At 71.1% G+C, this 23,259-nt stretch carries 18 protein-coding genes and 1 pseudogene; 9 read left to right on the top strand and 10 right to left on the bottom strand.

Annotated elements, in window-relative coordinates; all coding sequences use genetic code 11:
* Window positions 1-91: 91 nt before the first annotated feature.
* Entirely contained in the window at window positions 92-361 is a 270-nt protein-coding gene (locus tag ACFVHB_RS17355; RefSeq protein ID WP_380322091.1) for a hypothetical protein, read from the bottom strand.
* A gap of 166 nt (window positions 362-527) precedes the next feature.
* Between ACFVHB_RS17355 and ACFVHB_RS17350 the strand changes: the two genes are divergently transcribed.
* Window positions 528-1,859: a hypothetical protein gene (locus ACFVHB_RS17350; protein WP_380322088.1), complete on the top strand. Its 1,332-nt coding sequence runs from the start codon at window positions 528-530 to the stop codon at window positions 1,857-1,859.
* A 198-nt stretch (window positions 1,860-2,057) separates the two neighbouring features.
* On the opposite strand, the gene ACFVHB_RS17345 is transcribed toward ACFVHB_RS17350, so the two are convergent.
* From ACFVHB_RS17345 to ACFVHB_RS17335, 3 genes are all read right to left on the bottom strand, one after another.
* Window positions 2,058-2,744: a RibD family protein gene (locus tag ACFVHB_RS17345; protein WP_380322085.1), complete on the bottom strand. Its 687-nt coding sequence runs from the start codon at window positions 2,742-2,744 to the stop codon at window positions 2,058-2,060.
* Between the two features lie 45 nt (window positions 2,745-2,789).
* On the bottom strand, window positions 2,790-3,839 hold the full coding sequence (locus ACFVHB_RS17340; RefSeq protein ID WP_380322082.1) for a DNA-binding protein: 1,050 nt from the start codon (window positions 3,837-3,839) through the stop codon (window positions 2,790-2,792).
* Window positions 3,840-4,037: 198 nt separating this feature from the next.
* Window positions 4,038-4,202, bottom strand: coding sequence for a helix-turn-helix transcriptional regulator (locus ACFVHB_RS17335; RefSeq protein ID WP_380322079.1), 165 nt, complete (start codon window positions 4,200-4,202; stop codon window positions 4,038-4,040).
* Between the two features lie 249 nt (window positions 4,203-4,451).
* On the opposite strand from ACFVHB_RS17335, the gene ACFVHB_RS17330 reads away from it, so the two are divergent.
* From ACFVHB_RS17330 to ACFVHB_RS17310, 5 genes are all read left to right on the top strand, one after another.
* Window positions 4,452-4,823 carry an ATP-binding protein gene (locus ACFVHB_RS17330; protein WP_380322076.1) on the top strand — a complete coding sequence of 124 codons (372 nt, stop codon included), beginning with the start codon at window positions 4,452-4,454 and terminating at the stop codon, window positions 4,821-4,823.
* On the top strand, window positions 4,777-5,787 hold the full coding sequence (locus ACFVHB_RS17325; RefSeq protein ID WP_380322073.1) for a hypothetical protein: 1,011 nt from the start codon (window positions 4,777-4,779) through the stop codon (window positions 5,785-5,787). Before ACFVHB_RS17330 ends, ACFVHB_RS17325 begins: the two co-directional genes overlap by 47 nt.
* Window positions 5,788-6,292: 505 nt before the next feature.
* Entirely contained in the window at window positions 6,293-7,081 is a 789-nt protein-coding gene (locus tag ACFVHB_RS17320) for a hypothetical protein (RefSeq protein ID WP_380322070.1), read from the top strand.
* Between the two features lie 167 nt (window positions 7,082-7,248).
* The gene (locus ACFVHB_RS17315; RefSeq protein WP_380322067.1) at window positions 7,249-7,479 is read left to right on the top strand and encodes a DUF6213 family protein; all 231 of its coding nucleotides are present in this window, start codon (window positions 7,249-7,251) and stop codon (window positions 7,477-7,479) included.
* A 108-nt stretch (window positions 7,480-7,587) separates the two neighbouring features.
* Complete coding sequence (locus ACFVHB_RS17310; RefSeq protein ID WP_380322064.1) at window positions 7,588-8,118, top strand: DUF2231 domain-containing protein; 531 nt, start codon at window positions 7,588-7,590, stop codon at window positions 8,116-8,118.
* 232 nt (window positions 8,119-8,350) lie between these two features.
* Here ACFVHB_RS17310 and ACFVHB_RS17305 read toward each other — a convergent pair whose 3' ends face one another.
* Both ACFVHB_RS17305 and ACFVHB_RS17300 read right to left on the bottom strand, forming a co-directional pair.
* Window positions 8,351-9,949, bottom strand: a complete 1,599-nt coding sequence (locus ACFVHB_RS17305) for an alpha/beta fold hydrolase (protein ID WP_380322061.1) — start codon at window positions 9,947-9,949, stop codon at window positions 8,351-8,353.
* A complete protein-coding gene (locus tag ACFVHB_RS17300) occupies window positions 9,946-11,307 on the bottom strand; it encodes an alpha/beta fold hydrolase (RefSeq protein WP_380322058.1) in 1,362 nt (453 codons plus the stop codon). Before ACFVHB_RS17300 ends, ACFVHB_RS17305 begins: the two co-directional genes overlap by 4 nt.
* A 1,050-nt stretch (window positions 11,308-12,357) precedes the next feature.
* Between ACFVHB_RS17300 and ACFVHB_RS17295 the strand changes: the two genes are divergently transcribed.
* Window positions 12,358-13,707, top strand: coding sequence for a PHB depolymerase family esterase (locus ACFVHB_RS17295; RefSeq protein ID WP_380322055.1), 1,350 nt, complete (start codon window positions 12,358-12,360; stop codon window positions 13,705-13,707).
* A gap of 436 nt (window positions 13,708-14,143) precedes the next feature.
* Window positions 14,144-16,627, top strand: a complete 2,484-nt coding sequence (locus tag ACFVHB_RS17290; protein WP_380322052.1) for a glycoside hydrolase family 9 protein — start codon at window positions 14,144-14,146, stop codon at window positions 16,625-16,627.
* A 105-nt stretch (window positions 16,628-16,732) separates the two neighbouring features.
* On the opposite strand, the pseudogene ACFVHB_RS17285 reads toward ACFVHB_RS17290, so the two are convergent.
* Both ACFVHB_RS17285 and ACFVHB_RS17280 read right to left on the bottom strand, forming a co-directional pair.
* Window positions 16,733-16,855 (bottom strand): annotated as a pseudogene (locus ACFVHB_RS17285) (SDR family oxidoreductase); the annotation flags it as partial.
* 190 nt (window positions 16,856-17,045) lie between these two features.
* The gene (locus ACFVHB_RS17280; RefSeq protein WP_380322049.1) at window positions 17,046-18,413 is read right to left on the bottom strand and encodes a PASTA domain-containing protein; all 1,368 of its coding nucleotides are present in this window, start codon (window positions 18,411-18,413) and stop codon (window positions 17,046-17,048) included.
* Window positions 18,414-19,075: 662 nt separating this feature from the next.
* Here ACFVHB_RS17280 and ACFVHB_RS17275 point away from each other — a divergent pair.
* Complete coding sequence (locus ACFVHB_RS17275) at window positions 19,076-20,125, top strand: ATP-grasp domain-containing protein (RefSeq protein ID WP_380322046.1); 1,050 nt, start codon at window positions 19,076-19,078, stop codon at window positions 20,123-20,125.
* 57 nt (window positions 20,126-20,182) lie between these two features.
* Here the strand turns inward: ACFVHB_RS17275 and ACFVHB_RS17270 are convergent, their stop codons facing one another.
* Window positions 20,183-21,139, bottom strand: a complete 957-nt coding sequence (locus ACFVHB_RS17270; protein ID WP_380322043.1) for a serine/threonine-protein kinase — start codon at window positions 21,137-21,139, stop codon at window positions 20,183-20,185.
* The gene (locus ACFVHB_RS17265; RefSeq protein ID WP_380322040.1) at window positions 21,136-23,088 is read right to left on the bottom strand and encodes an ABC transporter ATP-binding protein; all 1,953 of its coding nucleotides are present in this window, start codon (window positions 23,086-23,088) and stop codon (window positions 21,136-21,138) included. Before ACFVHB_RS17265 ends, ACFVHB_RS17270 begins: the two co-directional genes overlap by 4 nt.
* Window positions 23,089-23,259: the final 171 nt, after the last annotated feature.

Below are 23,259 nucleotides of genomic sequence, written 5' to 3'. Positions count from 1 at the left end.
GTTCAGCCACGTGATCATTCTGACCGCCCGGTGCCGCCCTTCGCAGCAACCGGACGACACATCGACGGGGCGAACGTTGCCTGATGCGGCACTAGGAAGAGCGGGCGGCGCAGCCAACCGCTGCGCGAAGACCGGGGTCTTGACGCTGGCTGCGCCGTCCTGGAGCCGCCGGTGGGCGGCGGGGAGTCTCCGCGCTGGCCTCCATCAGAATCTGCTCGATCGTGTAGGTGGGGCACCGGTCGGTGTGCCAGGTCTCGGTGACGGTCCGGTCGCGGCCGATCGAGGTGATGCGGATATCGCCGCTGTCCGGCTCAGCCTGGCGGATCCGCTCCAGCAACATGCCGCCGCGCCGGTTGACCATCAGGTCACGGAAGCATCTGGTCAGGTCGCAGGCGCGGGAGATATCCGGACAGGATCTCACCTAATTCACTCCAACGCACCATAATATTCGTGCACGATTACATGTCTACGGATACGGTCGTATCCAAAGAGGGTCACTATATGTAAGCAGGGTAGGAGCCGAGACGATGACGCAACCCGGGTCGAAATCCGAGGATGACGACGAGACATTCGAGGTCCACGCGGAGCCGGAGAGCGCCGAGCAAAGGCCTGAGTACGAAGGCGTGAACGTCTGCCGAGTAGCGGCACTGTCGACGATGTTCGGCGGCGATAGCCAGGCGGTGGGCGCATTGTCAGACGAACTCGGGTCAATAGGGTTCTCACAGGCGCTATACAGCGGCGAGAGTGTTTGGCGAGGGAGTACTGAAGGCGATTTCTCGCCAAACATTGGCACGCTACGGTTGGATGGGTCACGCGTCTGGCTGTGGCAGTACCTGAATGAAACGGCGCACCCGGTGGCGGCCACGACGTTCCTGGTTTCGGTACTTGGGAGTGAGCTTGAACGCGAGTCTACGGCCGCTGCTGCCGCCCTGTGGCGAAAAACTGCTGAAGTCGGCTCTCGCCGCATGAATACGTCTGGGCTGTTGCCCGGACTTCCCATTCCAGACGATTTGGCTCGCTGGGCTCTCTCAGGACTTGTCGATTTCGATCAGGACACTACTGAAGCCGCGGTCATCCCATGGGATCCCCAACGGTGGAGGCAGATCTACGATTTGGGGATGAGGCAGTTTCCAGCGTCTGGTACCCAGATCGTCGCCATCGCCTTGCTCGCCCAGTGGCGCCTCAGCCTGGCGCTGAGATCACCTGATCCTACGACCCGTTCTCTTGCAATGGCGGCCTTCTTCCCAACCGAACAAGCCTCATCGGCCGAGCCGTTGCCACCGGTCGCCCCAGGCGCTAACGCGCCAGCGATCACCTCGTTGGTCTCAACGATGATCCACGGAACCTGGGGATGGAAGGGAGATTGGTGGTTCCCCGGCCAGGGCGGATTCCACAAGTTCATTCTGGACAAGCATCGCCCCAACCTCTATCAGCGTGCCGGTACCGCCTTCGGCTGGAGCGGGGCGTACCGGCCCAGTCAGCGCAAGCTCGCCGCAGCTCGGTTCCACGAGTGGGCCACCGAAGTGGCGCCCATGGGGCTTCAGACCATCTTCGGGCACAGTTATGGAAGTGAGATCGCTGCCCGCACGGCCATGGTCGGCACTAAGGTGAGCCAGCTTGTCCTGCTGAGTTCACCGGTGACTCCCCAGGTCGATGCCGTCGCTGCGACGAACCTCCCAGTGGTCGACGTCCGGTTGCCTTTCGACCCCATCCTTGGGCTCGCACGCTCCCGGCAGCGGCTGACGCCGCTTCCCAACATCACCCAGGTCCTACTGAGCAAGTGGCGGCTGGACCACGGTGCCACCCATAAGGAGGCGGTCTGGGAGCACGAGAATGTGGCTCAGCGCGGGGGGATATGAGCACAGTAGACCACCAGGGCCCCACCGCCCGCCCCGCAGCGGCCACACCTCCCCGGTCTGTTCCAGCAGCTCGACCGTCAACCTTGGCAGTAACCTCACGTGGGAACAGGGCCTAGAAAATCCTTATTCTCGCAGGTCAGAGGCACTTGCCGGTTTGCCAATCATCTGCCGGACAACCCGCGTCGTGAAAGCGTGAGGTTAGACCGACGCCTCCTTCGGCGCGTAGCGCAGCAGCACCACGTCGCCCACCGTCTTGGCCCCCAGGAGCTTCATCCGGTGGGTGCTGCCGCCGGGGAACTCGGCCGGGTAGACGAAGCGCGGAGCGCCGGCCTCACCGACCAGCAGCGGGGCCACGGCCAAGTGGATCTCATCCGCCAAGCCAAGGCTGAGGAACTGGGTGTGAATCTGGCCGCCGCCTTCGACCATGAGCCGCTGGATGCCCCGAGCGGCCAGGTCTTCGAGCATGACCCCGAAGTCCACCGTGTCGCCGGTGCTCACCACGTCAGCCAGGCCATCCAGCCTGTCGCGCAGCTTCAGCGCGCCAGCGTCGGTCGTGTAGACGACCTTCTTGTCCCCGAAGTGCCAGAACTTGAGGTCACGGTCCAGGTCGCCGCTGGCCGTAATCGTGACCTTCAGCGGGTACTCGGGCTTGCCGGCCGCTACCCGGGCGGCCCGGCGGTCGTCGCTGTTGACCAGCAGGCGCGGGTTGTCAGTGCGCAGGGTGTTGCCGCCGATGAGGATGGCGTCCGACTCGGCCCGCACCTGGTCCACCCGGTCGAAGTCGTCGGCGTTCGACAACAGCAGTCGCTGCGACGAGGTGTCGTCGATGTACCCGTCAATCGAGGTGGCAACGCTCAGCAGGACGAAGGGTCGCTCGGCCATCATGGCTCCGTTCTTCGCGGGATGTTGGTGTCGAAAGTCCTGGGGAGATCACACTTCATGGAGCATGACGCTGTCGAGAGCCTGGCGGAACTGCACCACCTCGGCCACGGTCGCCCAGCGCTGCAACTGACCGTCGAGGGAGGCCAGTTCACCAAAGATCCGACCCGAACCGGTCACCACCGCCACTGACAGGGCTTCAGTTGCCGTCATCGCGGCCTGCGAGGGACCAACGGCGCGCAGCTGAGCTCCAGCCGACCGTGCCAGGTACACCCCACGGTCTCGCCGGAACGAGGCCGGCAAGGCTCGGATGGCCTGGTCGAACCCGCTCACCGCCGCCTCGTAGTGACCGAGAACGGCCAGGGAACGTGCCCGCTGCGCTTCAACGTAGGCGGCCTCCAACCACCGGCCCCGGCTGACCGGCACGTCCTTGGGGCCAATCACCAGCTCCAGCGCCTCGTCGTACGCTCGCTGGCAGGCCAGCTCGTCACCCAGCAACGCGTGCCCGTGCGCGGCGTAGACCGTCGCCATGGCGAGTAGCCGACCGCCCGGCGGGGCGATCCGCTGGGCCGACTCCGCCAGGTCGATGGCGTCGAGCGATTCCTTCATGTCACCGGCCAGCTGCGCCTTGCGGGCGGTGATGTAGACGGTCAGCTCATGGTCACCGGCAGCGTTGGACCAATCGAGTGCCCGGTCTGCCCAGTACTGCGCCGCCCGGTGGTCGCCACTGTCCTGGTACAGCCAGCTGGAGAACTCGGCGTACTCGGCCTGGACCTGCATCAGGCCCTGCCGGTCACGGCCGGCGGCCTCGCGGCGCAGCTGCTGGATCAGGCGCAGGTGGTCCTGGGCGCTGGCGATGACCTCGCGCGGCCCCAGCACGTTGTCGCACTCGACCAGGCTCTTGCGCAGCTGGCGCAGGTTCTCAACCGGGTGCAGGTCGGGCGACAGCAGCGGCTTCGCCGCAGGGGCGCTGGCTGCTCCCGCGACCAGGGTTGCACCAGCGGCTGCGGTGGCCGAGCGGAGTAGGGCACGGCGCGGCATGGTCACGAAGATGATCCTTCCGTCAGACGTGCGGCAGCCAACTCTGACGTCGTCGCCCATCAAGGTCATGGAGGAGCCAACCGCACCAGCCCCCGGCACCGCAGCACCTGAGCCCAGCTGATCGGTTAGCCTTCCCGAGGCCAGGCGGCTGAGTCAGGGCAGGTGGATCTTCGGCTCGTGGAGCTGGCACCGACTTGGTGGCAGCTGCCGGCTGATCCGGCGCGGCGAACAGCCTCCTCAGCTCGGTGGCGCTGATCTTCAGCAGCCGGGCCAGCTTGACCCACATCCACGGTTGCGCTCACCCTGGCCTCGCTCCCACCGCACCACCGTCGAGCGGTGGACTCCCAACGCGTCGGCCAGCGTCTCCTGGGTGTAGCCAGCATCCTTGCGCCGCTCGGCGAGCCGTGCCCGCTTGACCGCCATCGGCTCCCGCCCTCTGCTGCGCCAAATCGTCTGTCCTGACAACGCGCCAGGTCACGCCCAGGTATGCGTCTTGGATGCGACATCAATGCACCAATTCTGCTCTGGTTCCCGCTGGTTGGAGGCGGTTTGGTTGAGACCTGCCGGACGAAGTTGGCCCGGCAGCGACTCTGACCGCAGTTGGGTTCGGTCGGCCACCGCCCCTCGCGGGCGCGTAGCCGCTGAGTCACGCCTGGTGAAAGGTCTGCCTCCATGTCCGCGATCAACCACCCCGAGCCCGCGAGTGGGGACTGCCTGGCCATCGCCTCTGGCGACGACGGTGTGGTGCTCCCGGCTCCGGACCTGTTCCACGTCGTGGCCGACGAGCGTGCCGTCTACGCCGCCCGGGAGCGGATCGTGGCGGTTGCCACCAGGTGGGGCGTGCCGCTGAGTCGGGCGGCCCTGGGGGACGTGAAGCTCTGCGCCTCCGAGATCATCACCAACGCCCTGACCCACGCGGGCGGCGAGTGCTGGGTCACGGCTGAGGATCAGCACACTACATTGCGGGACAATAAGCATTACGTTCTTCTTTGGCGCCATGGACAGCATAATGATGGAACGCTCACACCCAACCAAGACCGATGACGGCACTCCGGGTGAATACCCCGTGGACATTGTGGCCAAGAATTTGCGCGTTCAGTTTCCACGCCTGCCCTGGATCCGCCCCACGAAGATCTGGCGCGCCACTACTCCTGAGGCCGCCGAGACGCTTTGCCGCATACGCCCAATCCTCTGGGGCGAAGGCGTCAATAGTCCACCAGAAGAATGCTTCAATGATCTAACGGCGCCGCCCCCACAAAAGCGGAACTGGCAGCTTGCTCAGGATCTACGGCAGACTGCCATGAGGCAACAAGCCCTCCTTGTGGTGGGTCATCAGCCGCAATTGAGCATGCTGAGTGACGAACTCATCAACTTCGGAAGGCGCCTCAGGCCGTGGCGTCGGCCTCCGGCTCCCATCGACCGAGCCGGCCTGGTTTGCATAGAACTCAGTGAAAATTTCAAGGGAAAACTGCTCTGGGCCATCAGCTATGACGATGAACAAGCGGCAGAGCAGGTGCGGGACAAGATCAAGCGGAAGATGGAAACAGCCAAGCTTCTCAGTGGCGCCCTGACCTTTGGCCTCACCGCCATCTTCGGCGTCCTACTCAAAAAGGATCAATTCGACAGTCTGGCGCACAAATGGTCTGTTCAAGCGGCTGGCGTGCTTCTTCTTCTCGCTGCCGGTCTGTACTTCGCCACGCTCTATGCCTATGACTCGCTCCTCATGCCCCAACGCTTCTGGGCCGGCCGCCGCAGCCATCAGCGCGTCGGTTGGCTGGTAGAGCGACCACCGAGTTCCGCCGCGTGGGTCCTCTATCAAAACATGCTGCGGGTATGGCGGAATCTATTCACGACCGCCACCTGTCTCACAGCCGCAGGAATCGCGCTTCTCGGCTATGGTGCCTTGCGCCTTAATCTCACGGCAACGATCTTGATTGGGGTAGGGCTCGTCCTCGGCGGTGGTGCGTGGATCTGGCGGTCCCGCCCCGCACTCGGCACGTCAGACTGACAGGCAAGGAGGGTGGGCCACCAGCACCAGCCGTCAGTACAGTCCAGGAAGTCCCGGTGCCGCAGTATTCTCTGCTGGGGGTGGACGCCGGTGCGCATTCGATCGATATAGAACAGTCCGTCCCACATTCGTTCGACTCAGTACCAGCTGTCTCTGGCCGATGTCCCCAAGGCCGTCGACTGCCCGGGGGCATGCAGTCGACCTGCTGCACCGGTGGCAGGCGCCAGCCGACCGCGCCACCCGGGCTTCCTGGGCCTGCAGAACGACAAGCGCGCCGCCGACAGGATCCACAAACAGCCGGTGCCCGGATCACCATGAGCACCGGCGCACCATGAGCCCGGCCTGAAGGTCGCCGCCGGACGGTCGGGCCCGGTCGGGTTACACATCCGGATGCGTACCCGACCAGCGCGGGTGGATGGTGGAGATGCGGCGGACGGATGTCGCTCTCCGCCTCGGAACGTCGGGGGTCCGCGTCCACGCCCCGCCGTCGACCGGAGGGAAGCCGATGAACCGCGCCACGATCGTCAACCCGCGTCCGGCGTACCGGCCGGTTCTGCTCGTCGACCCGCCGCCGACCGGATACCTCCACATCGCCGCCGCGGTCCAGCCACCGCGGGAGCCGGGACTGCCGGTCCCCCGCAGCAGCCCCCGCAAGAGGGCCCTGCTCAACCTGCTCAAGTCGCTTGCCGACGAGCTCGTGAACCTGCCGGCCGTCTCGCGGGCCACCCTCTACCGGGCGGTCGTGATCCCGCCGACGCCCTCCGGCCCCGCTCCGCACCGGCATGCCGTCCACCCTGCCCGGTACGACGTCGTCGTGCTGATCGAGACCACCTCGCCGGAGCGGATCGCCGAGGTCGAGGCCACCGAGCCGTGCCAGCGGCTCCTGCGGATGGTCCGCGCGTCCGCGTCCGACACGCACGTCATGGCCGCCCGCTGCGTCCGACAGATCGCCGACGTGGACAAGTCCCGCTCCGGCCTGTTCCTGTTCAACCACTTCGTCGCCGACGACCCCGACGTCGCACTGGACGTCTGGGAGCACCTCGCCGCCTGGTACGCGGCCGAGACCGGCCTCGACAACTCCACCCTGCTCGCCCCGCTCGGAGACACCGACACGGACACCGACACCGACGCCTCCGACGCCGACTACGTGTTCGTCAACCACGCCCGATGGGACGACAGCCTGCCCCGGCTGTTCCTGCGCCAGTTCGGCAAGAAGACCTTCCGTACGTTCGTGCTCGCCAACCTCCGCGCCAACGGCATCACCGCGATGCCGGTCCTCTACCGTCGCGCCTGACCGTTCGTCCGGCACCTGCGGGTCCGCCCCCGCCGACCGCGTGCCGTGGGAGCGGGTGACCGTCGGCGACCGGAGGCGCGGACCGAGGCTGCGGACCGTGATTGCGCCTCCTCCTGATTGCGGTCACGCTTGAGGAAGCAGCGGGCTTTCGCGAGGAGGCACGGGTCATGGGCCAGCCAGACACGGCCGCGGGCGTCGGCGACTCCCTGGCCATTCCCGCCGGCCAGGTCACCGCGCTGCTGCGCGACCTGAGCGGCCAGTGGCTGCACTGGGCGGAGAGCGGGGACTCCGACCTCGACGCGGCGACCACGGCCGCGCTCGCCGGCGTCCTGCGGGAGCTGGCCGACCGGATCGACGTGGAGTGCATCGGCTTCGTCTCCTCCGGTCCGCGAACGTGACGGCCCCGCTCCGCGCCGCGCAGCGCCGTCAGGCGGCGCCACCACGACGAGCCGCCGTTCGACGGACCGGCCCATCAACTCAACGATGACGATCAGCGGTAGGACGCCATGTACAGCAAGGTCACGATCGCCGGCCATCCGGTCCACCCCATGCTCGTCGCCTATCCGGTCGCGGGCTACACCGGCACGCTGGTCGGCTACGCGGTCTACGGCGCGAGCGGGGACCAGTTCTGGCTGAACTTCGCCATCGCGATGAACATCGCGGGTGTGGGCGGAGCCCTGCTCGCCGCCCTGCCCGGCATTGCGGACCTGGCGTTGGGCGTCCCGCTCGGCTCCCAGGCCCGGAAGGTGGGACAGGCGCACGCCGTCGTGAACGTCGCCGCGCTGGCCCTGTTCGGCGTCACCCTGGGGCTGTACGCCGATCACTGGGACGGACCGCCCCGCAGTGCCGTGGCCGGGATCGTACTCGCGGCGATCGGCGTGTGCCTGACCGTGTCGGGCGGCTTCCTCGGCTGGATGCTCGTCCAGACGTACCACGTCGGCGTCAGCCTGACGCCCTACCAGCAGCAGGACGAGGTGGCTGTCCAGTCCGAACCCGCCCTGCGGAACGTACGACCCCACCACCACCGAGCCGCGTGAGCGCGACGGGAACCAGCACGGCGGCGCCGCCCCCGGAGTCTCCGGAGGCGGCGCTGCCGCGGTCGGCCGGTGGGTCAGTCAGCCGCGATCGCGACCCCGCCGTCGAGCTCACCGGCGACCCCGCCGACAGCCCAACCGACAGCCGACCGGGCCTCGGCGGACCGCACGTGCGCTCGGCCGCGGCCTGGGCCTGGGCCTGGGCCTGGGCCCGGGCCCGGGCCGGATCCCACCTTCACGGCGCGATCTCGAACCGGGGCGGCCGGAGCCCCGCGAGGCAGCCCGTGTTCGGCGCGGTCGGAGCGTTGAAGAACGAGCGGGTGATCGACTGCGCGCAGGACGAGTCGGCGAAGACCACGTGGGCCACGTAGGGGACGGTGACCTCGGTGGACCGGCTCAGCGTGCGGGCGGCGTACGGCCCGTTGCTCGGTGCGGTCTGGGCGTCGAACCCGCCGGACAGGACGAGCGTCGGGATGTCGCTGCGCGTCACGTCCCGGACCGAGCGCGGTGCCGGGGGGACGTCCCAGGCGCGGCAGTCGTCGTGGAGCCAGGTGAGAAACGGCGCGTTGGCCAGCACCGAGCGGGGGAATGACGGGAACAGGCGCCGCCCGGCCCGGATCACGTCGTCCTGACTCTCGAACGGTGTCCACTCGCTGCAGAAGATGCCGTAGGCGAGCCCGTGGGAAGTCCTCCCGATGGCCTGCGGGCTGAGCTTGCCGCCCGCCCACTGCTCGGCGATCCGCTGCGGGTTGCCGTGGGCCAGTTCGTCGATGGAGCGGGGCACTCCGGCCGCCACATGGGTGGCGGAGGCCAGCCAGTTCACCAGGACTCCGCCGTCCAGCACGACCTTCACCGGCGCCGGGTGGCCCGGGACCGCGACGGTGGTGGTGACCGGGTGTGCTTCGAGTTCGACGACGAGGCGCTCGAAGGTGGCCTTGAGGTTCGGATAGCGGGTGTTGCAGACGGGCTGCTCCGCGCAGGCCTCGAACAGGCCGTCGAATCCCTCTCGTGCGGCCTTCCAGGTCACGGCCCCGCCCGCCAGGGACGGCGGCAGGACGCCGTCGATGCCGACCGACCGGATGCCCTCCGGGTGCAGGCGCATGTACTGGAGCGCCAGGTCGGTGCCGTAGGAGATGCCGAACACGTTCCACTTCTTGATGCCCAGCGCCTTGCGCAGATCGGCGTAGTCGGCGGCGCTCTCGGTGCCGTTGTAGGCGCTGAGGTCGGCCCCGAGACCCACCAACCGCTCGCGGCACTCCCGCGTCGCCTCGACGTGCAGGCGCCCGGTGGACGGCGCACCGAAGACGAGGTCGAGGGCGTCCGCGTTGAACTGGTCGATGTTCGGGCAGGTCAGGGCCGGGTCCGCCGAGTAGGTCCCGCGCTGGGACATGAAGATCACGTCCCGGTCGCGGTTCAGGCCGCCGGCGACCGCCATCGGGATCTCGGAGACCGCGTCGTCGCCGGGCCCGCCGGCGAACCAGACGATCGGGTCGGGTGCCCGTTCGCGGGTGGTGGCCGCGCGGATGATCGCGACCCCTAGGGTGATCTTGCGCCGCTCGTGCCCGTACCCGGCACGCTTCTCGGGCACGGTGAGCGTTCCGCAGCGGGCCTTCGCCAACTCGGGGATCGGGTCCGCCGTCCGCGGGCAGGGGCCCGGCTGGTAGTGGGCGTGGCCCACCGTCCGGGCGACGGTGCCGAGCGTCTCCTCGGCGCCGTCCTCGGCCTGGGCCGGCAGCGCGGCGAGGCCGACGAGCAGTCCGGCGGCGGTGGCGCCGGCGAGCGCGCTCCGTAGCCGCGCGATGCGCCGGTGGTGGGGCGGGCGGATGGACATCATGCTGTCTCCGGCTCAGGGGTGATGGTGAACGGCTTCGGCGCGAGCCGCGCCACGCAGCCGGTGTCGGGCGGCGCGGTGGGATGCGTGAGGAAGGAGGCCAGGACGCGCTGCGCGCAGGGCGACTGGGGCACCACGAAGTGGCCGATCCCGGGAATCCGCACGGCGGTCGAGCGGGACAGCGTCCGTCCCGTGTACCGGCCCCAGCTCGCCCCGGTCTTCGCGTCGAAGGTCCCGGAGATGATGAGCGTCGGCACGTCGCTGTAGGTGGCCACCCGCTGGACGGCGGTGCGGTCCGGGACGTTCCAGGCGCGGCAGACGTCGTGCTCGAAGAGAAGCTGCGGTGCCTGCGCCAGGACGGTGTCCGGCCACCCGGGGAAGGCCCGGCGCCCCGCCTTCAGCAGGTCGGACTCCGAGTAGCCCGGGACCCACTCGGCGCAGGCCACCGACTGCGTCAGGCCGTGGGCGATCTCGCCGATGTTGGGCGTCGCGCCAGCGGCTTGGGCCCGCGCGAGGCGCTCCGGATTCCCGTGGGCGAGTTCGTCGAGCGCCGCGGGGACGTCCACGGCCGGTACGGCGGCACCGTCGGCGACCAGCAGGTTCACCAGCGCGCCGCCGTCGAGGACGACCTTCACCGGGGTGCCACCCCCCGGCGGCGGCACCGTCACCGTGAGCGGGTGCGCCTCAAGGCGGCGGACCTGCTCGGTCAGCGTGCGCGGGAGATCCGGGTAGCGGTTCTTGCAGCGGGGCTGCGCCTCGCACGCCGCGAAGACCGCGTCGATCCCCTCCCGGGCGCTGTCCCACGTCCACGGCAGGCTCACGATCTGCGGAGGTGTGACCGAGTCGATCGTCACCGAGCGGATCCCCTGCGGGTGCAGGCGAAGGAAGGTGAGCGCCAGGTCGGAGCCGTAGGAGTACCCGTAGACGTTCCACCACCCGATGCCCAGTGCCCTGCGCAGGTCGGCGAAGTCCGCGGCGTTCTCGGTGGTGTTGTAGGCGCTCAGCTCGATCCCGCCGGCCGTCAGCCGGTCCCGGCACTCCTTGGCCGCCCGTACCAGGAGCCGCCCGGTCGACGGTGCGTCGTAGCGCAGCCCGACCGCGTCCGCGTTGAAACGGTCGATCTCGGGGCAGGCGAGGCTCGGCCGCGAATGGAGCGCTCCGCGCTGGGACATCACGATCAGCTGGCGGTCCCGGTTGACGCCGGAGTCGATCAGGAAGGGGATCGCCCCGAACGCGTCGCCGCCGGGGCCTCCCTCCATGAACACCACCGGGTCCCCGGCGGGCTTCGCCGACACGGGCGGGACGATCGCAACGGCCAGCCGGATGGTCCGCCCGCCGTGGCGCTCGCGGCTCTCGGGCACCTCCAGGAACCCGCACTGCCCGGGCACCGGCTCGGGCGTCTTCGGGCAGGGCCCCGGCACGAACCGCGCCGGACCACCCGACGGGTACCGTCCGCCGGCCGGCGACGCGGCACCGCTCGGCGCCGTACCGGCCGCCCCCAGGAAGGCCAGAACGGCCGCGGCCGCCACCACACCCGTGCGCGCGGCCCTGACGCGTCGCCAGGCGCTCCCCCGCCGCGCCCGCGCCCCCGCGGATCCCGTGCTCCCCCGGACGGACGACGGGCCCGCCGTCTCCCCGGAGCCCGTCGTCCCGCCCGCATTTCTGACGTGCTGTGTCATCCGTCCCCGCTCCTCTGGGCCCTCTGGGTCCTTCTGGGTCCTTCTGCGTTCCTCTGCCGACGTCCACGGCTTCCCCCGGTCGGACGACGCCACGTGGCTGCGCACGCCGCATGGTTCGGAACCGGCACAGCGTGGTCGTAGCATGCGGCGCGCACCAACGGATCAGTCGGCAACACGCGACGCCCCCGGCCGGGCCTCACCCGTCCCGCCGTGTACACCGTGACCACCGCCGCCGCGGCCACACCGCCAGGGCCGACGTCCTGCCCTGGCCGTGCTGCCGGACCACAGCTACGCGGGCGTGTACCAGGCCGTCATCGAGGACGGCCTCGGCACCCCGGGGCGAGGCGTCGTGCTGCTCCGGGGGGCCGGGAGGCAGTGCCAGCCGAGCAAGCCCGGCGGCCCGTCGAGGACGCCGGAGCCTGTACGGGGTCCAGCCCGTCGACGCCGGTCGAGGCGTAGGCCGGTCCGTCGCCGAGCGCCACTGCGGCGGCGATCCGCTGCGCGCTCTCCATCGACCCGTCGGTCCGTCAGGTCCGCAGCCGCACCCGGCTCCGCGCCAGGCTGGGCAGCCCACGCGCATCTCCGATACGCGAGGCCTCGCGCCGGCCGGGCACCGGCCCCGGAGCGCGCGGCGAGGCCGGCGAAGTGCCGGTCCTGTCCTGGGTGTTGTCTTTTCGGCAGGGGCGCCGGAACAATACGCAACGCAGAAAACAAATTCGACGGAGAGGTCCCATGTTCCGGTCCCGCCCCCTCAAGTCCCGCTTACTCGGCCTGGTCGCCGCACTCGGCCTCGCGGTCGGCCTGAGCCTTCAGGCCGCTCCCCAGGCCACTGCCGCCTCACTGACTCAGATCACGAACTTCGGCCCCAATCCGACCGGTCTGCTCATGCACCTGTACGTGCCGAGCAGCGTCAAGGCCAACCCTCCGATCCTGCTGGCGCTGCACGGGTGTCAGGGGTCGGGGCCCTACCTCCACTCGAGTACCGACTTCGCGCGGCTGGCCGACCAGTACGGGTTCCTCGTCATCTACCCCTCGACCAACCCCAGCGGAAGCTGCTGGGACGTCTCCTCCGACCAGGCGCTGACCCGCAACGGCGGCAGCGACCCGGTCGGGCTCATGTCGATGATCACCTACACGCAGCAGCACTACGGCGGCAACGCCAACGCCGTGTACGTGACGGGGCAGTCGTCGGGCGCGATGATGACCAACGTGATGCTCGCCGACTACCCCGACGTGTTCAAGGCGGGCGCGGCGTTCATGGGGGTGCCCTACCGCTGCTTCCACACGGGCTCGGTGCGCGGCTGGAACGCGGCTTGCGCCCAGGGCCAGGTCTCCAGGACCGCACGGCAGTGGGGCGACCTGGTACGCACCGCGGGGTATCCCGGCTACACCGGTCCGCGTCCGCGCGTGCAGCTCTGGCACGGAACCACCGACACCATCCTGAGCCACAACAACCTCGGCGAAGAGATCAAGCAGTGGACCGATGTCCTCGGCGTGAGCCAGACCCCGTCGGCCACGGACACCCCCTCGGCCAACTGGACCCGTACGCGGTACGACAACAGCGCCGGCACCACCCAGGTCGAGGCGTACAGCCTCGCCGGGGTCGGGCACCAACTGCCGGTACAGGGGTCCGCGATGGCCGCCCGGGCCATCCACTTCATGGGCCTGGACTCGGGCTCCTCCGGCGGCGGCACGACCGGCGCGCTGCGTGCGGTGGACGCGGGCAAGTGCCTGACCGAGGCGAGCACGACGCCGGGTGCGCAGCAGCAGATCTTCTCCTGCAACGGCGGTGCGAACCAGACCTGGACCCGTACGCCGTCGAACCAGCTGACCGTCACCGTGGGCGGCGGCACGCTGTGTCTGGACGCCAACGCGCGCGGCACCAGCCCCGGGACCAAGGCGATCGTCTGGTCCTGCAACGGCCAGGCCAACCAGCAGTGGCAGCTGAACGCGAACGGCACCGTCACCGGGGTGCAGTCGGGGCTCTGTCTGGACGTGGCCGGTCCGGCCACCGCGGACGGCACGCCCGTCCAGCTGTGGACCTGCAGTGGCGGCCGGAACCAGCAGTGGACTCTGGGATGACGCGCATCGCGGCCGGTCGGCACGCCCGCGTCCCGGCGTGCCGACCGGCAGGCCGGGGCGGCACGGAAGGGCCGACGCGATGAGGATCGCGCGGCGTCGACCCCTGCGGTAGCCGACCGCGCCGGAGCGCACCGCGTCGTGCGGCGCGCTCCGGCGGCGGCTCCTCCGCCAGGCGCCGCCGCACCGCCGCACGGGCGGAGGTCGCACCGCCGCGCGGGCGGAGGTCGCACCGCCGCACGGGCGGAGGTCGCACCGGGAGCCGTTAGGGCGAGCTCGGCGAGCGGCCGGTCAACCTGCGATGCCGCTCGTTCCGCGTCAGACGCCTTGCGCGTTCGACGCCTTGACGCGCTCTCCGCGGGCTGGCTTGATTGGGCCTATGGGAGCGCTCCCACTTCTCCACCTCCCACACCATCCCCCACCGAGGAAGGCCCCACCCGTGCCTCCTGCCACCCCCGCCCGCGCCGTGCCGCGTCGCACGGCCGCCGTGCTCACCGCTCTCGCCCTGGCCGGCGGCGGCCTGACCGCCGGCGCGGCCGCCTCAGCCGCTTCCACCGCGGCGGCGACCCCGGCTGCCGCCGCCGACTCCCCCGTCCGGGTCAACCAGCTCGGATACCTGCCCGACGGCCCCAAGCGGGCCACCGTCATCAGCTCCGCCACCACCCCGCTGACCTGGCAGCTTCGGGACGTCTCCGGCTCGCAGGTCGCCTCCGGCACCACCACGGTGCACGGCGCCGACCGGGCGTCCGGCCACTCCACCCACCTGGTGGACTTCGGCGGCTACACCGGCACCGGCACCGGCTTCACCCTGGTGGCCGGCGGTCAGGCCAGCCACCCGTTCGACATCTCCGCGTCGCTCTACGACGGCCTCCGAGCCGACAGCATGTCCTTCTTCTACCAGCAGCGCAGCGGCATCGCGATCGACGCGTCGCTCGCCGGCAGCGCCTACGCCCGCCCCGCCGGCCACCTGGGCGCGGCACCGAACAAGGGCGACACCAGCGTGCCCTGCCAGGCCGGGGTCTGCGACTACCGGCTGGACGTGCGCGGCGGCTGGTACGACGCCGGCGACCAGGGCAAGTACGTCGTGAACGGCGGCATCGCCACCTGGGAGATCGTCAACTCCTTCGAGCGCGCCCGCCGCTCCGGCGGGGACACGGCGCTCGGCGACTCGACGCTCCGCGTTCCGGAGCGCGGCAACGGCGTGCCGGACGTGCTGGACGAGGCCCGCTGGGAGCTGGAGTTCCTGCTGCGGATGCAGGTCCCGGCCGGCAAGCCGATGGCCGGCATGGCCTTCCACAAGATGCATGACGACAAATGGACCGCCCTGCCGACCAGGCCCGAACTCGACGCCGAGCAGCGCGAGTTGCACAAGCCCTCTACCGCCGCCACTCTCAACCTGGCCGCCACCGCGGCGCAGTGCGCCCGGGTGTACAACACCTACGATCCGGCCTTCGCCGCCCGCTGCTTGGACGCGGCCGAGCGCGCCTGGGCGGCCGCCAAGGCCAACCCCGCCGTCCTCGCCCCGGCGGCCGACAACACCGGCGGCGGCGCGTACGAGGACGCCGACGTCTCCGACGAGTTCTACTGGGCGGCGGCCGAACTCCTCGCCACCACCGGCGAGTCGCAGTACCAGGCCGCGGTGACCTCCTCGCCGCACCACGCCGGGCCGGTGGACGGGTTCTGGTGGGGCGGCACCGCGACGCTCGGCCGGATCACCCTCGCCACCGTCCCGGGCGTCGCCCTGGCCCCCGACGACGTGACCCGGCTGCGCGGCCTGCTCACCTCGGCCGCCGACCACCACCTGTCCACCATGGCCGGGCAGGGCTACCCGGTGCCGATCACCGCCGACGCCTACGTGTGGGGTTCCAACAGCGCGGTGGCCAACAACGCGATGGTGCTGGCCGTCGCGTACGACCTGACCGGTGCGCAGCGCTACCGGGCGGGCGCTCTGGAGTCGCTGGACTACCTGCTGGGCCGCAACGCCCTCGACCGCTCCTACGTCACCGGCTACGGCGAGCGGGCCTCCGAGAACCAGCACCACCGCTTCTGGGCGCACCAGAACGACGCCTCGCTGCCGCACCCGCCCGCCGGCTCCCTCGCGGGCGGGCCGAACGCGGGCCTGGAGGACCCGGTGGCGAAGGCGCAGCTGGCCGGCTGCGCACCGGCCGCATGCTACGTCGACGACATCGGCTCGTACTCCACCAACGAGGTGGCGATCAACTGGAACGCCTCGCTGGCCTGGCTCGCGTCCTTCGCCGCGGAACGCCGCAGCGCCCCGACGGCGCCCGCGGTCCAGGTGACGCCGCCGGCGGTGACCGTCCCCGAGGGCGGTTCGGCGGCGGTCGGGGTACGGCTGTCGGCGGCTCCCGCGCAGAACGTCACGGTCACGCTCTCGCGTTCCTCCGGCGACGCGGACCTGTCCGTGGCGGCGGGGACGACGCTGGTGTTCACCCCGTCCAACTGGGCGACGGCGCAGCAGGTTCGGCTGTCGGCCGCGCAGGACGCGGACGCGCTGGCGGGTAGCGCGGTCTTCTCGGCGGGCGGCTCCGGCGTGACGGCGGCGACCTTCACCGCCACCGAGGCGGACGACGACAGCGCTCCACCGGCGGCCTCGTGCTCCGTGGCGTACAAGCTCGACAGCTCGTGGAGCAGTGGGTTCACCGCGACGGTGACCGTGAAGAACACGGGAACGTCGGCGCTCTCCGGCTGGACGCTCGGCTGGGGCTTCGCGGGCGACCAGAAGATCTCCGCCGCGTGGAACGCCACCGTGACCCAGTCGGGCAGCGCGGTGACCGCCCGCGACGCGGGCTGGAACGGCGCCCTCGCGCCGGGCGCCACCGCGAGCTTCGGCTTCCAGGCGGCCTATTCGGGCGCCAATGAGGCACCTGCCCGCTTCACCCTCAACGGCGGCGTCTGCGCCTGAGCTCCCGTGTTCCACGGTGGGCGGACGGACCGTCACGCGGGGCGGGCCCCTCATCGCACCGCGGGGCCCGCCACCCTGCCGTCGACTGCCGACGCCGCTCGCTGATCAGCGGCCCAGCCGTCCGCCGTCGACGGGCAGGACGGTGCCGTGGAGGTAGGCGACGGCTTCCGAGGCCAGGACCACGGTGGCGCCGGCCAGGTCGTCGGCCCGGCCCCGGCGACCAACCGGGCTCCCACAGTTCACGCCAGAGGAGGCGGTGCAGGTTCACCTCGCGGGGCCGGGGTGGAGCGCCCCAGGCACAGCCCGATGTCGACGTGGACCAACTCGCCCGGTGTGGCACGTTCGTAGCGCCGCACCGGGCGGCCGGTGGCGCGGTCCAGGTGGGCCGGGCGGGCCAGGCGGGCGAGCCCAGGGCGGTTCAGCGCGGCTTCGGCACGTAGGCGATCCAGAGCGTGATGGGGGTCTTGAGGCCGACCGACCGCCCCTTCACCGGGTCGGTGCGGGTGGCCAGGCCGGCGGCCGTACTGGTGGTCGGCTCGGTGGAGACCGTGATGTTGGTCAAGTGGGCGTCCCTGAGGGCTTGTTCGGCCTGGGCCTGGGTCTTGCCGGCGACGTCGGGGACCGTCGCCTTGCCGTCCGAGATGTGGAGGAACACCTTGCTGCCGGGAGCCACCTTGGTGCCCGCCCTGGGCTCCGTGCTGATGATCTGGAGCTCCGGGACGCCGTTGCTCGCCACGTAGTCCCCGTCGATGGCGAGGCCGAGCGCCTGCAGCTTCTGCGCGGCGGCCTCCTGGTCGAGGCCGACCAGATCGGGCACGGCGACCGTCGTCGCCGCCGCGCTGGTCGCGGGCGACGTCGTCGGGCGCGTGCGCGTCGGGGACGGCGCGGGCTTGGTGGAGCCGGTGGTGGGCCGGACGGTGCTGGGGTCCGCGGTCGGGGACGGTGCTGCGGACGCGGTGGGGGCGGGCCCGCCGCCGCCGCTGCTGATGCCGCCGTCGCTGCGACGGCCGAGGCCGAGCAGGACGGCGGCCAGGACGGCCAGGGCCAGGAGGACGATCAGCACGACGGCCAGCGGCCCGCAGCCGCCGGAGCGGGTCGGCTGCCGAGTCGGGGAGTGGCCGGGGGGCCGGTGCGGGCCGGGCCGGGGCCGGCCGCCGCCGGCACCCGGGCGGGCGGCCGAACCGGGCCCGTTCGGCCCGCCGGAGCCGTCCGGGCGGTCCTGCCGGTTGCCGCGGTCGCCGTCGGGCGTGTCGTCGAGGTCGAGATCGGGGTCGATGCGGCCCGGGACGTCCACCGCGAAGGCGGCGCAGGCGGCGCCCAGGTCGCCCGAGGCGGCGACCACCCGCAGCGCGACCCCGAAGCGCTCGCTCCGGGCCCCCTGCACCTGGCCCGCCAGGTCGGCGCCGGGCACACCGAAGAGCGAGGCGATGTCGAGCCCCGCACCGATCCGGTCGAACGGGAGGGTGTGGCGCAGCTCCACCTGCCGGGTCCGCCCGGGCGCCAGCGGGGCCGCGACCGCCGACCGGTCGTAGTCCAGCCGCCCCTCGACGGGCTCGACCGGTTCGACCTGGTAGCCGGTGCTCACGGTGCCGGCGTTGCGGACCATCAGGTGCACCACGACCGTCCGGCCCGCCTCGCCGAGCCGTCGGGCCGGCTCGCACCACGCCTGCACGGCGGCGCCCCGGCCTGCCCGCAGGTCGGTCCCGCACTGCTCGCCGGGGCAGTAGACGCCGAGCCGCTCGACGCCGTCGGTGCGGGTGCCGCACAGGCGGCAGAAGAGCGGCATGACCTTCCCCCCTCGACCCCGGCCCACCCCCTGGGCCCGGTTCCCTCCCCCGGGTACCCGGCCGCCACCCTACGGAACCGCAGGGGCCGGAACCGCGACCGGTCCGTGACCGATCGACTGCACTCTTGTCGTCCATCGCCGCCAACCGGCTTGTGCGTTGCGCCAGTTGTTCGACGATTCGACCGGACTTCCGGCCCGCGCCACTCGCCCTGGGCGGCGCCGATCCGGGCTGATCCGCACGACGGCCCCCAGCCCGGGTGACTCGCGGGGGACACGGCAACATCCGCAGGTCAGGTGCCGTGGTGAGTGGCCGTCAAGGCGGAACTCACCACCCTCACAACCCTGATCCGTCGTGAAGGCGGTTCCGGATCGTCCCGATCTGGGCCTTCCGGTCATCGCCGGCAGGGCCGTCGAGGCCTGCATCGAACGCGCCCCCCGGCCACCACGCCGGGCGTTGGCACAGCCACGCGTCCGTCACCGCGGTGTTCGACAGGCGGGCCCAAGTCGTGGGAACGGACAATGGGCGTGGGGGTGGTTGCGGACTGCACGGGGCGCGAGGACAGGTGCCGGCTCCCCGCCTGGTGGAGCTGGACTGACGTACCTGCGCGGACGGGTATGGGGCGGGACCGTTCCTCCCGGTGCATCGGAGGCGAGGTACGGCGGTGGACGTGCGCATCTGGTTCAACAGGATCTGGCCCGCACGGGTGCACCTGATCCCGATGCTGCGCGAGAATCCGGACCACGCCCGGGTCCAGGTTTACGGCACCCATCCGGATCCTGCGGCACCGGGGCTCACGGCCTGCGACGTGGCAGGCCCCGAGCCGGTCGAGGACGCGGACTTCTTCGACTTCGCGATCGACTTCTGCCGGCGGCGCGAGATCAACGTGGTCATGCCGTCCTCGCGCCTATTGGCGTTCGCCGCCCACACCGAGGCGTTCGCCGCGGCCGGCACGAAGGTCATGTGCGCACCGGCCGAGACGCTCCGAACAGTGACCGACAAGAGCCGGATGTACACGGCGGTCGCGCGCACCCGGGTGCCGCTCGCTCCGTGGCGGGTGGTCTCCGATGCCGACGGTCTGCGCCGGGCGGCCGAAGAGCTCAGGGCGGTCGATGAGCCGGTGGGGGCGGACCGAGGGCTGTGCGTCAAGCCGGCGGGCGAGTACTCCGCCTACGGCTTCCGGCTGCTGGACGACTCTCCGCTGGAGGTTTCGGACCTCGGGCAACTGCCGCGGCCGACGGTTTCGGTCGCCGCGCTCGCGGACGCGCTGCAACGCGCCCGGGACAGGGGCGAGCCCGTTCCGGAACTGATCGTGATGCCCTACCTGGATCCGCCGGAGATCAGCGTCGACTGTCTGTCCGACGCGACGGGCGGCCTGGTGTGCGCGATCGCCCGGGCCAAGGCCGGGAGGGTCCGGACCCTGCGGGACGACCCGGAGGTGACGGAGCTCGCTCGGCAGACGGTCGGCGACTTCCGGCTCCCGTACCTGTCCAACGTCCAGTTCCGGCAGTGGAAGGGGCGACCGGTGCTCCTGGAGATCAACGCCAGGGCCGCGGCGGGCATCTATCAGACGCGCATGACCGGGGTGAATCTGGCATGGGCCGCGGTGCGGATGCTGTTGAGCGGAGACCCCGGCGAGGTACCGGAGCCGAGGCTCGGCGGGCGGCTCGCGGTGGTCGAGCACGCGATCACGCTCTCCGAAACGGCACGATGAACGACGGCACCACCCGCCCGGGGCCACCTGACGGGACCGACTCCGCCGAATGCCGGATCAGGCCGCCGGCTCCCGGATGGCGCGGCGTGCCTGCGGGAGTTGGGCGTCGAGGGCCGCGGTGAGTGCTCGGATCGTCGGGCGGGCGTCCGGGTCGGGGCGGAGGCAGGCGTCGATCGCCGCGGCGAGGGCGGGGGGCAGCCGCCGGCGGGTCGTGACCGGGGGCGCCGGCGCCTCGAGTTGCGGGTACCAGTCGTCCGCGTCGGCGCCGTCCACGCCGTCCACGCCGTCCTCGCCGTCCACGCCGTACGCGTCGTACGCGTCGTACGGGCCGTCGGAGTCGTGGCTGCCGTCGACGGTCTCGCCCGGATCGAAGGGGACGTCGCCGGTGGCCGCCTCGTACAGCGTGATGCCGATGCCCCAGACGTCCGCGGCAGGGGTGAGCGTGCCCCCGCGGGCCTGTTCCGGGGCGAGGTAACAGAAGGTGCCGACGCCGGCGCGACCCTGGCCCGGTGGGCGGGCGATGCTCAGGTCGAGGACCTTGGCGCGGCGGCAGTCGATCACGACGTTGGAGGGCTTCAGGTCGAGGTGCAGCAGGCCCTGGCCGTGCAGGTAGTGGACGGCCGAGCACAGGTGCAGGCCGAGCTGGGCCAGGTCGTCGGCGGCCAGCCGGTGGCGGCGGCGCTCGATGACGCGGGCGAGCGTCTCACCGGTGAGGGTCTCCAGCACGACGAACGGCTCCGGTGACTCGATCGTCTCGTAGGCGCGGACCAGGTGCGGGTGGGTGAACGCCTGGAGCCAGCGTCCCTCCCGCAGCAGGCGCTCGCGTAGCCGCCGGTCCTCGCGCCGGTCCGGTCGCAGGACCTTCACCACGCAGCGGCAGTCCCGCTCCTCGCTCCACGCGTCGTAGAGGTCCAGCCAGCCGGTGCGGCACAGGTGCGCGAGGACCTGGTACCCCGGCGCGACGACGGTTCCGGCGGCCAGCGGTGGCAGCTCCGGTGCCTTCACCCGGCTCATGCTCTCGCCTCTCCTCGTACTGTGGCGGGCTTCCCCGCCATGCCCGCCCCCGCCGCGCCTGCCCCCGCCCCCGCCATGCCCGCCCCCGCCGCGCCGCTCCCGTCGACGCCCGCTCGCCGCAGCGCCGCCGGGGCGTGGTCCGGCGCGCCGTTCATCCGGTTCAGCCGCGCGTAGGCGGCGCTGCGGGCGAGCAGCGTGTCGTGGGTGCCGCAGTCGGCGACCCGGCCGTCCTGGAGCAGCACGATCCGGTCGGCGTCGCGGACGGTGAGCAGGTTGTGGGAGATGATGATCGTCGTCCGGCCGGCCATCAGCAGCCGCAGCGGTGCGAGGATCCGCCGGGCCGACTCGGCGTCCAGGCCGGTGGTGGGTTCGTCGAGGATGAGGACGGGTGCGTCCCGGACCATCGCGCGGGCGATCGCCAGGCGCTGGCGCTGGCCGCCCGAGAGCAGCCTGCCGTGCTGGCCGACCACGGTGTCGTAGCCGTCCGGCAGCCGGATGATGAAGTCGTGCGCGTCGGCCGCCCGGGCGGCCGCGACGATCTCCGCGTCGCTCACGTCCGGCCGGCCGTAGGCGATGTTCTCCCGGACGGTGCCGTGGATGACCAGGGCCTCCTGGAGCAGCACCGCGACGTTGTTCCGGAGGTCGGCCAGGCGCAGCTCGCGCAGGTCGCACCCGTCGATCCGGACCAGCCCGTGATCGGGGTCGTAGAAGCGCAGCAGCAGTTTGGCGATCGTCGACTTTCCCGCGCCGCTCTCTCCGACCAGGGCGACGGTCTCGCCGGGATCGACGTGGAACGAGACGTCCGAGAGCGCCCACCGGGACGTCTGCGGGTAGCGGAAGAAGACGTCCTTGAGGGCGACCTCACCGCGGACGCGGCCGAGCCGTCCGGGGAAGAGGGTCTCGGCGACCTGGGGACGCTGGTCGAGGAGTTCGATGATCCGCTCGGCGGCGGCGGAGGCCGAGTAGAAGGCGTTGCTGAGCCGGGACACGCCGCGGATCGGGCTGTACAGCCTGCTCAGCAGCGTCAGGAAGACCATCAGCCCGCCCAGGGTGAGCCGCCCGTGCGCCAGCTCCCACGCGCCCAGCCCCATCACGACCAGGACGCCGAACAGCTCCAGGACGTCGACGAGCGGTGAGAACAGCGCGCGGATCCGGGTCGCGGCCATGGCGGCCCGGTACCTTCCGAGGTTCTCCCGCTCGAACCGCTGCTGCTCCCAGCCCCGCCGGTTGTAGGCCTGCACCAGGGCGATGTTGCCGAGCGTCTCCTCGGTGACGGCGCTGATGGTGCCGCTGCGGCGCCGCCGCTCCCGGGAGGCCGCCTTGACGAGGCGGGAGAACCGGCGGGTCAGGAACCAGAAGAGCGGGGCCACGACCAGGGCCACCAGCGTCAGCTCCCAGCGCAGGTAGAACAGGACGGCGAGGAAGATGCCCAGCTGGGTGACGTGCGCGATGGCGTTGACGATGCCGGAGAGCAGGAACGTCTCGACGGCGTCGACGTCGCCGGTGAGCCGGGACAGGACGTCGCCGAGTCTGCGGCGCTCGAAGAACGCGAGGGACAGGCCCTGCAGGTGCCGGAACAGGTCCGAGCGTAGGACCACCAGGAAGCGCTCGCTGACCCAGGCCGACGTGACCTCGTCGGCGAACCGCAGGATGCCCGCGAGGACCGTCAGCCCCACGTACGCCAGGGCGATCGGCACGAAGAGGGCGAGTCTGCGGGGAACCAGCACGTCGTCGATGACGATCTTGAACAGCCAGATGCCCGCCGCGTCGACCACCGGGGCGAGCACCACGAAGAAGAGCAGCAGGATCAGCCAGCGCCGGCCGCCCCGGGTGTACGGCCAGAACCTCCGGAAGACCTCGCGCAAGGCGACCGGCGGAGCGGCGGCGACGATCGTTTCGTCCCGGTCCGTACTGTCACCGACGGCCACCAGCCGCCGCAGCGACCACACGCGGCGTTTCCTTGCCTCCTGGAGACGGCCGGGCACCGGTGGTGCCCGGCCCTGGACGGATCGACGGGCACCGTCAGTGCCGCGAGTGCGTCGAGTGACGACGACGGTGGCGGCGGCGACGGTGGGTCGTCTTCGAGGTCCTGGTCGGTTTCGAGGTGGTCCGCTTGCGCA

This window comes from Kitasatospora sp. NPDC127111 (genome assembly GCF_042677465.1).
Classification (GTDB): domain Bacteria; phylum Actinomycetota; class Actinomycetes; order Streptomycetales; family Streptomycetaceae; genus Kitasatospora.
The sequence above is the reverse complement of the archived record's forward strand: the minus strand, read 5'-3'. Positions and strand labels throughout refer to the sequence as shown.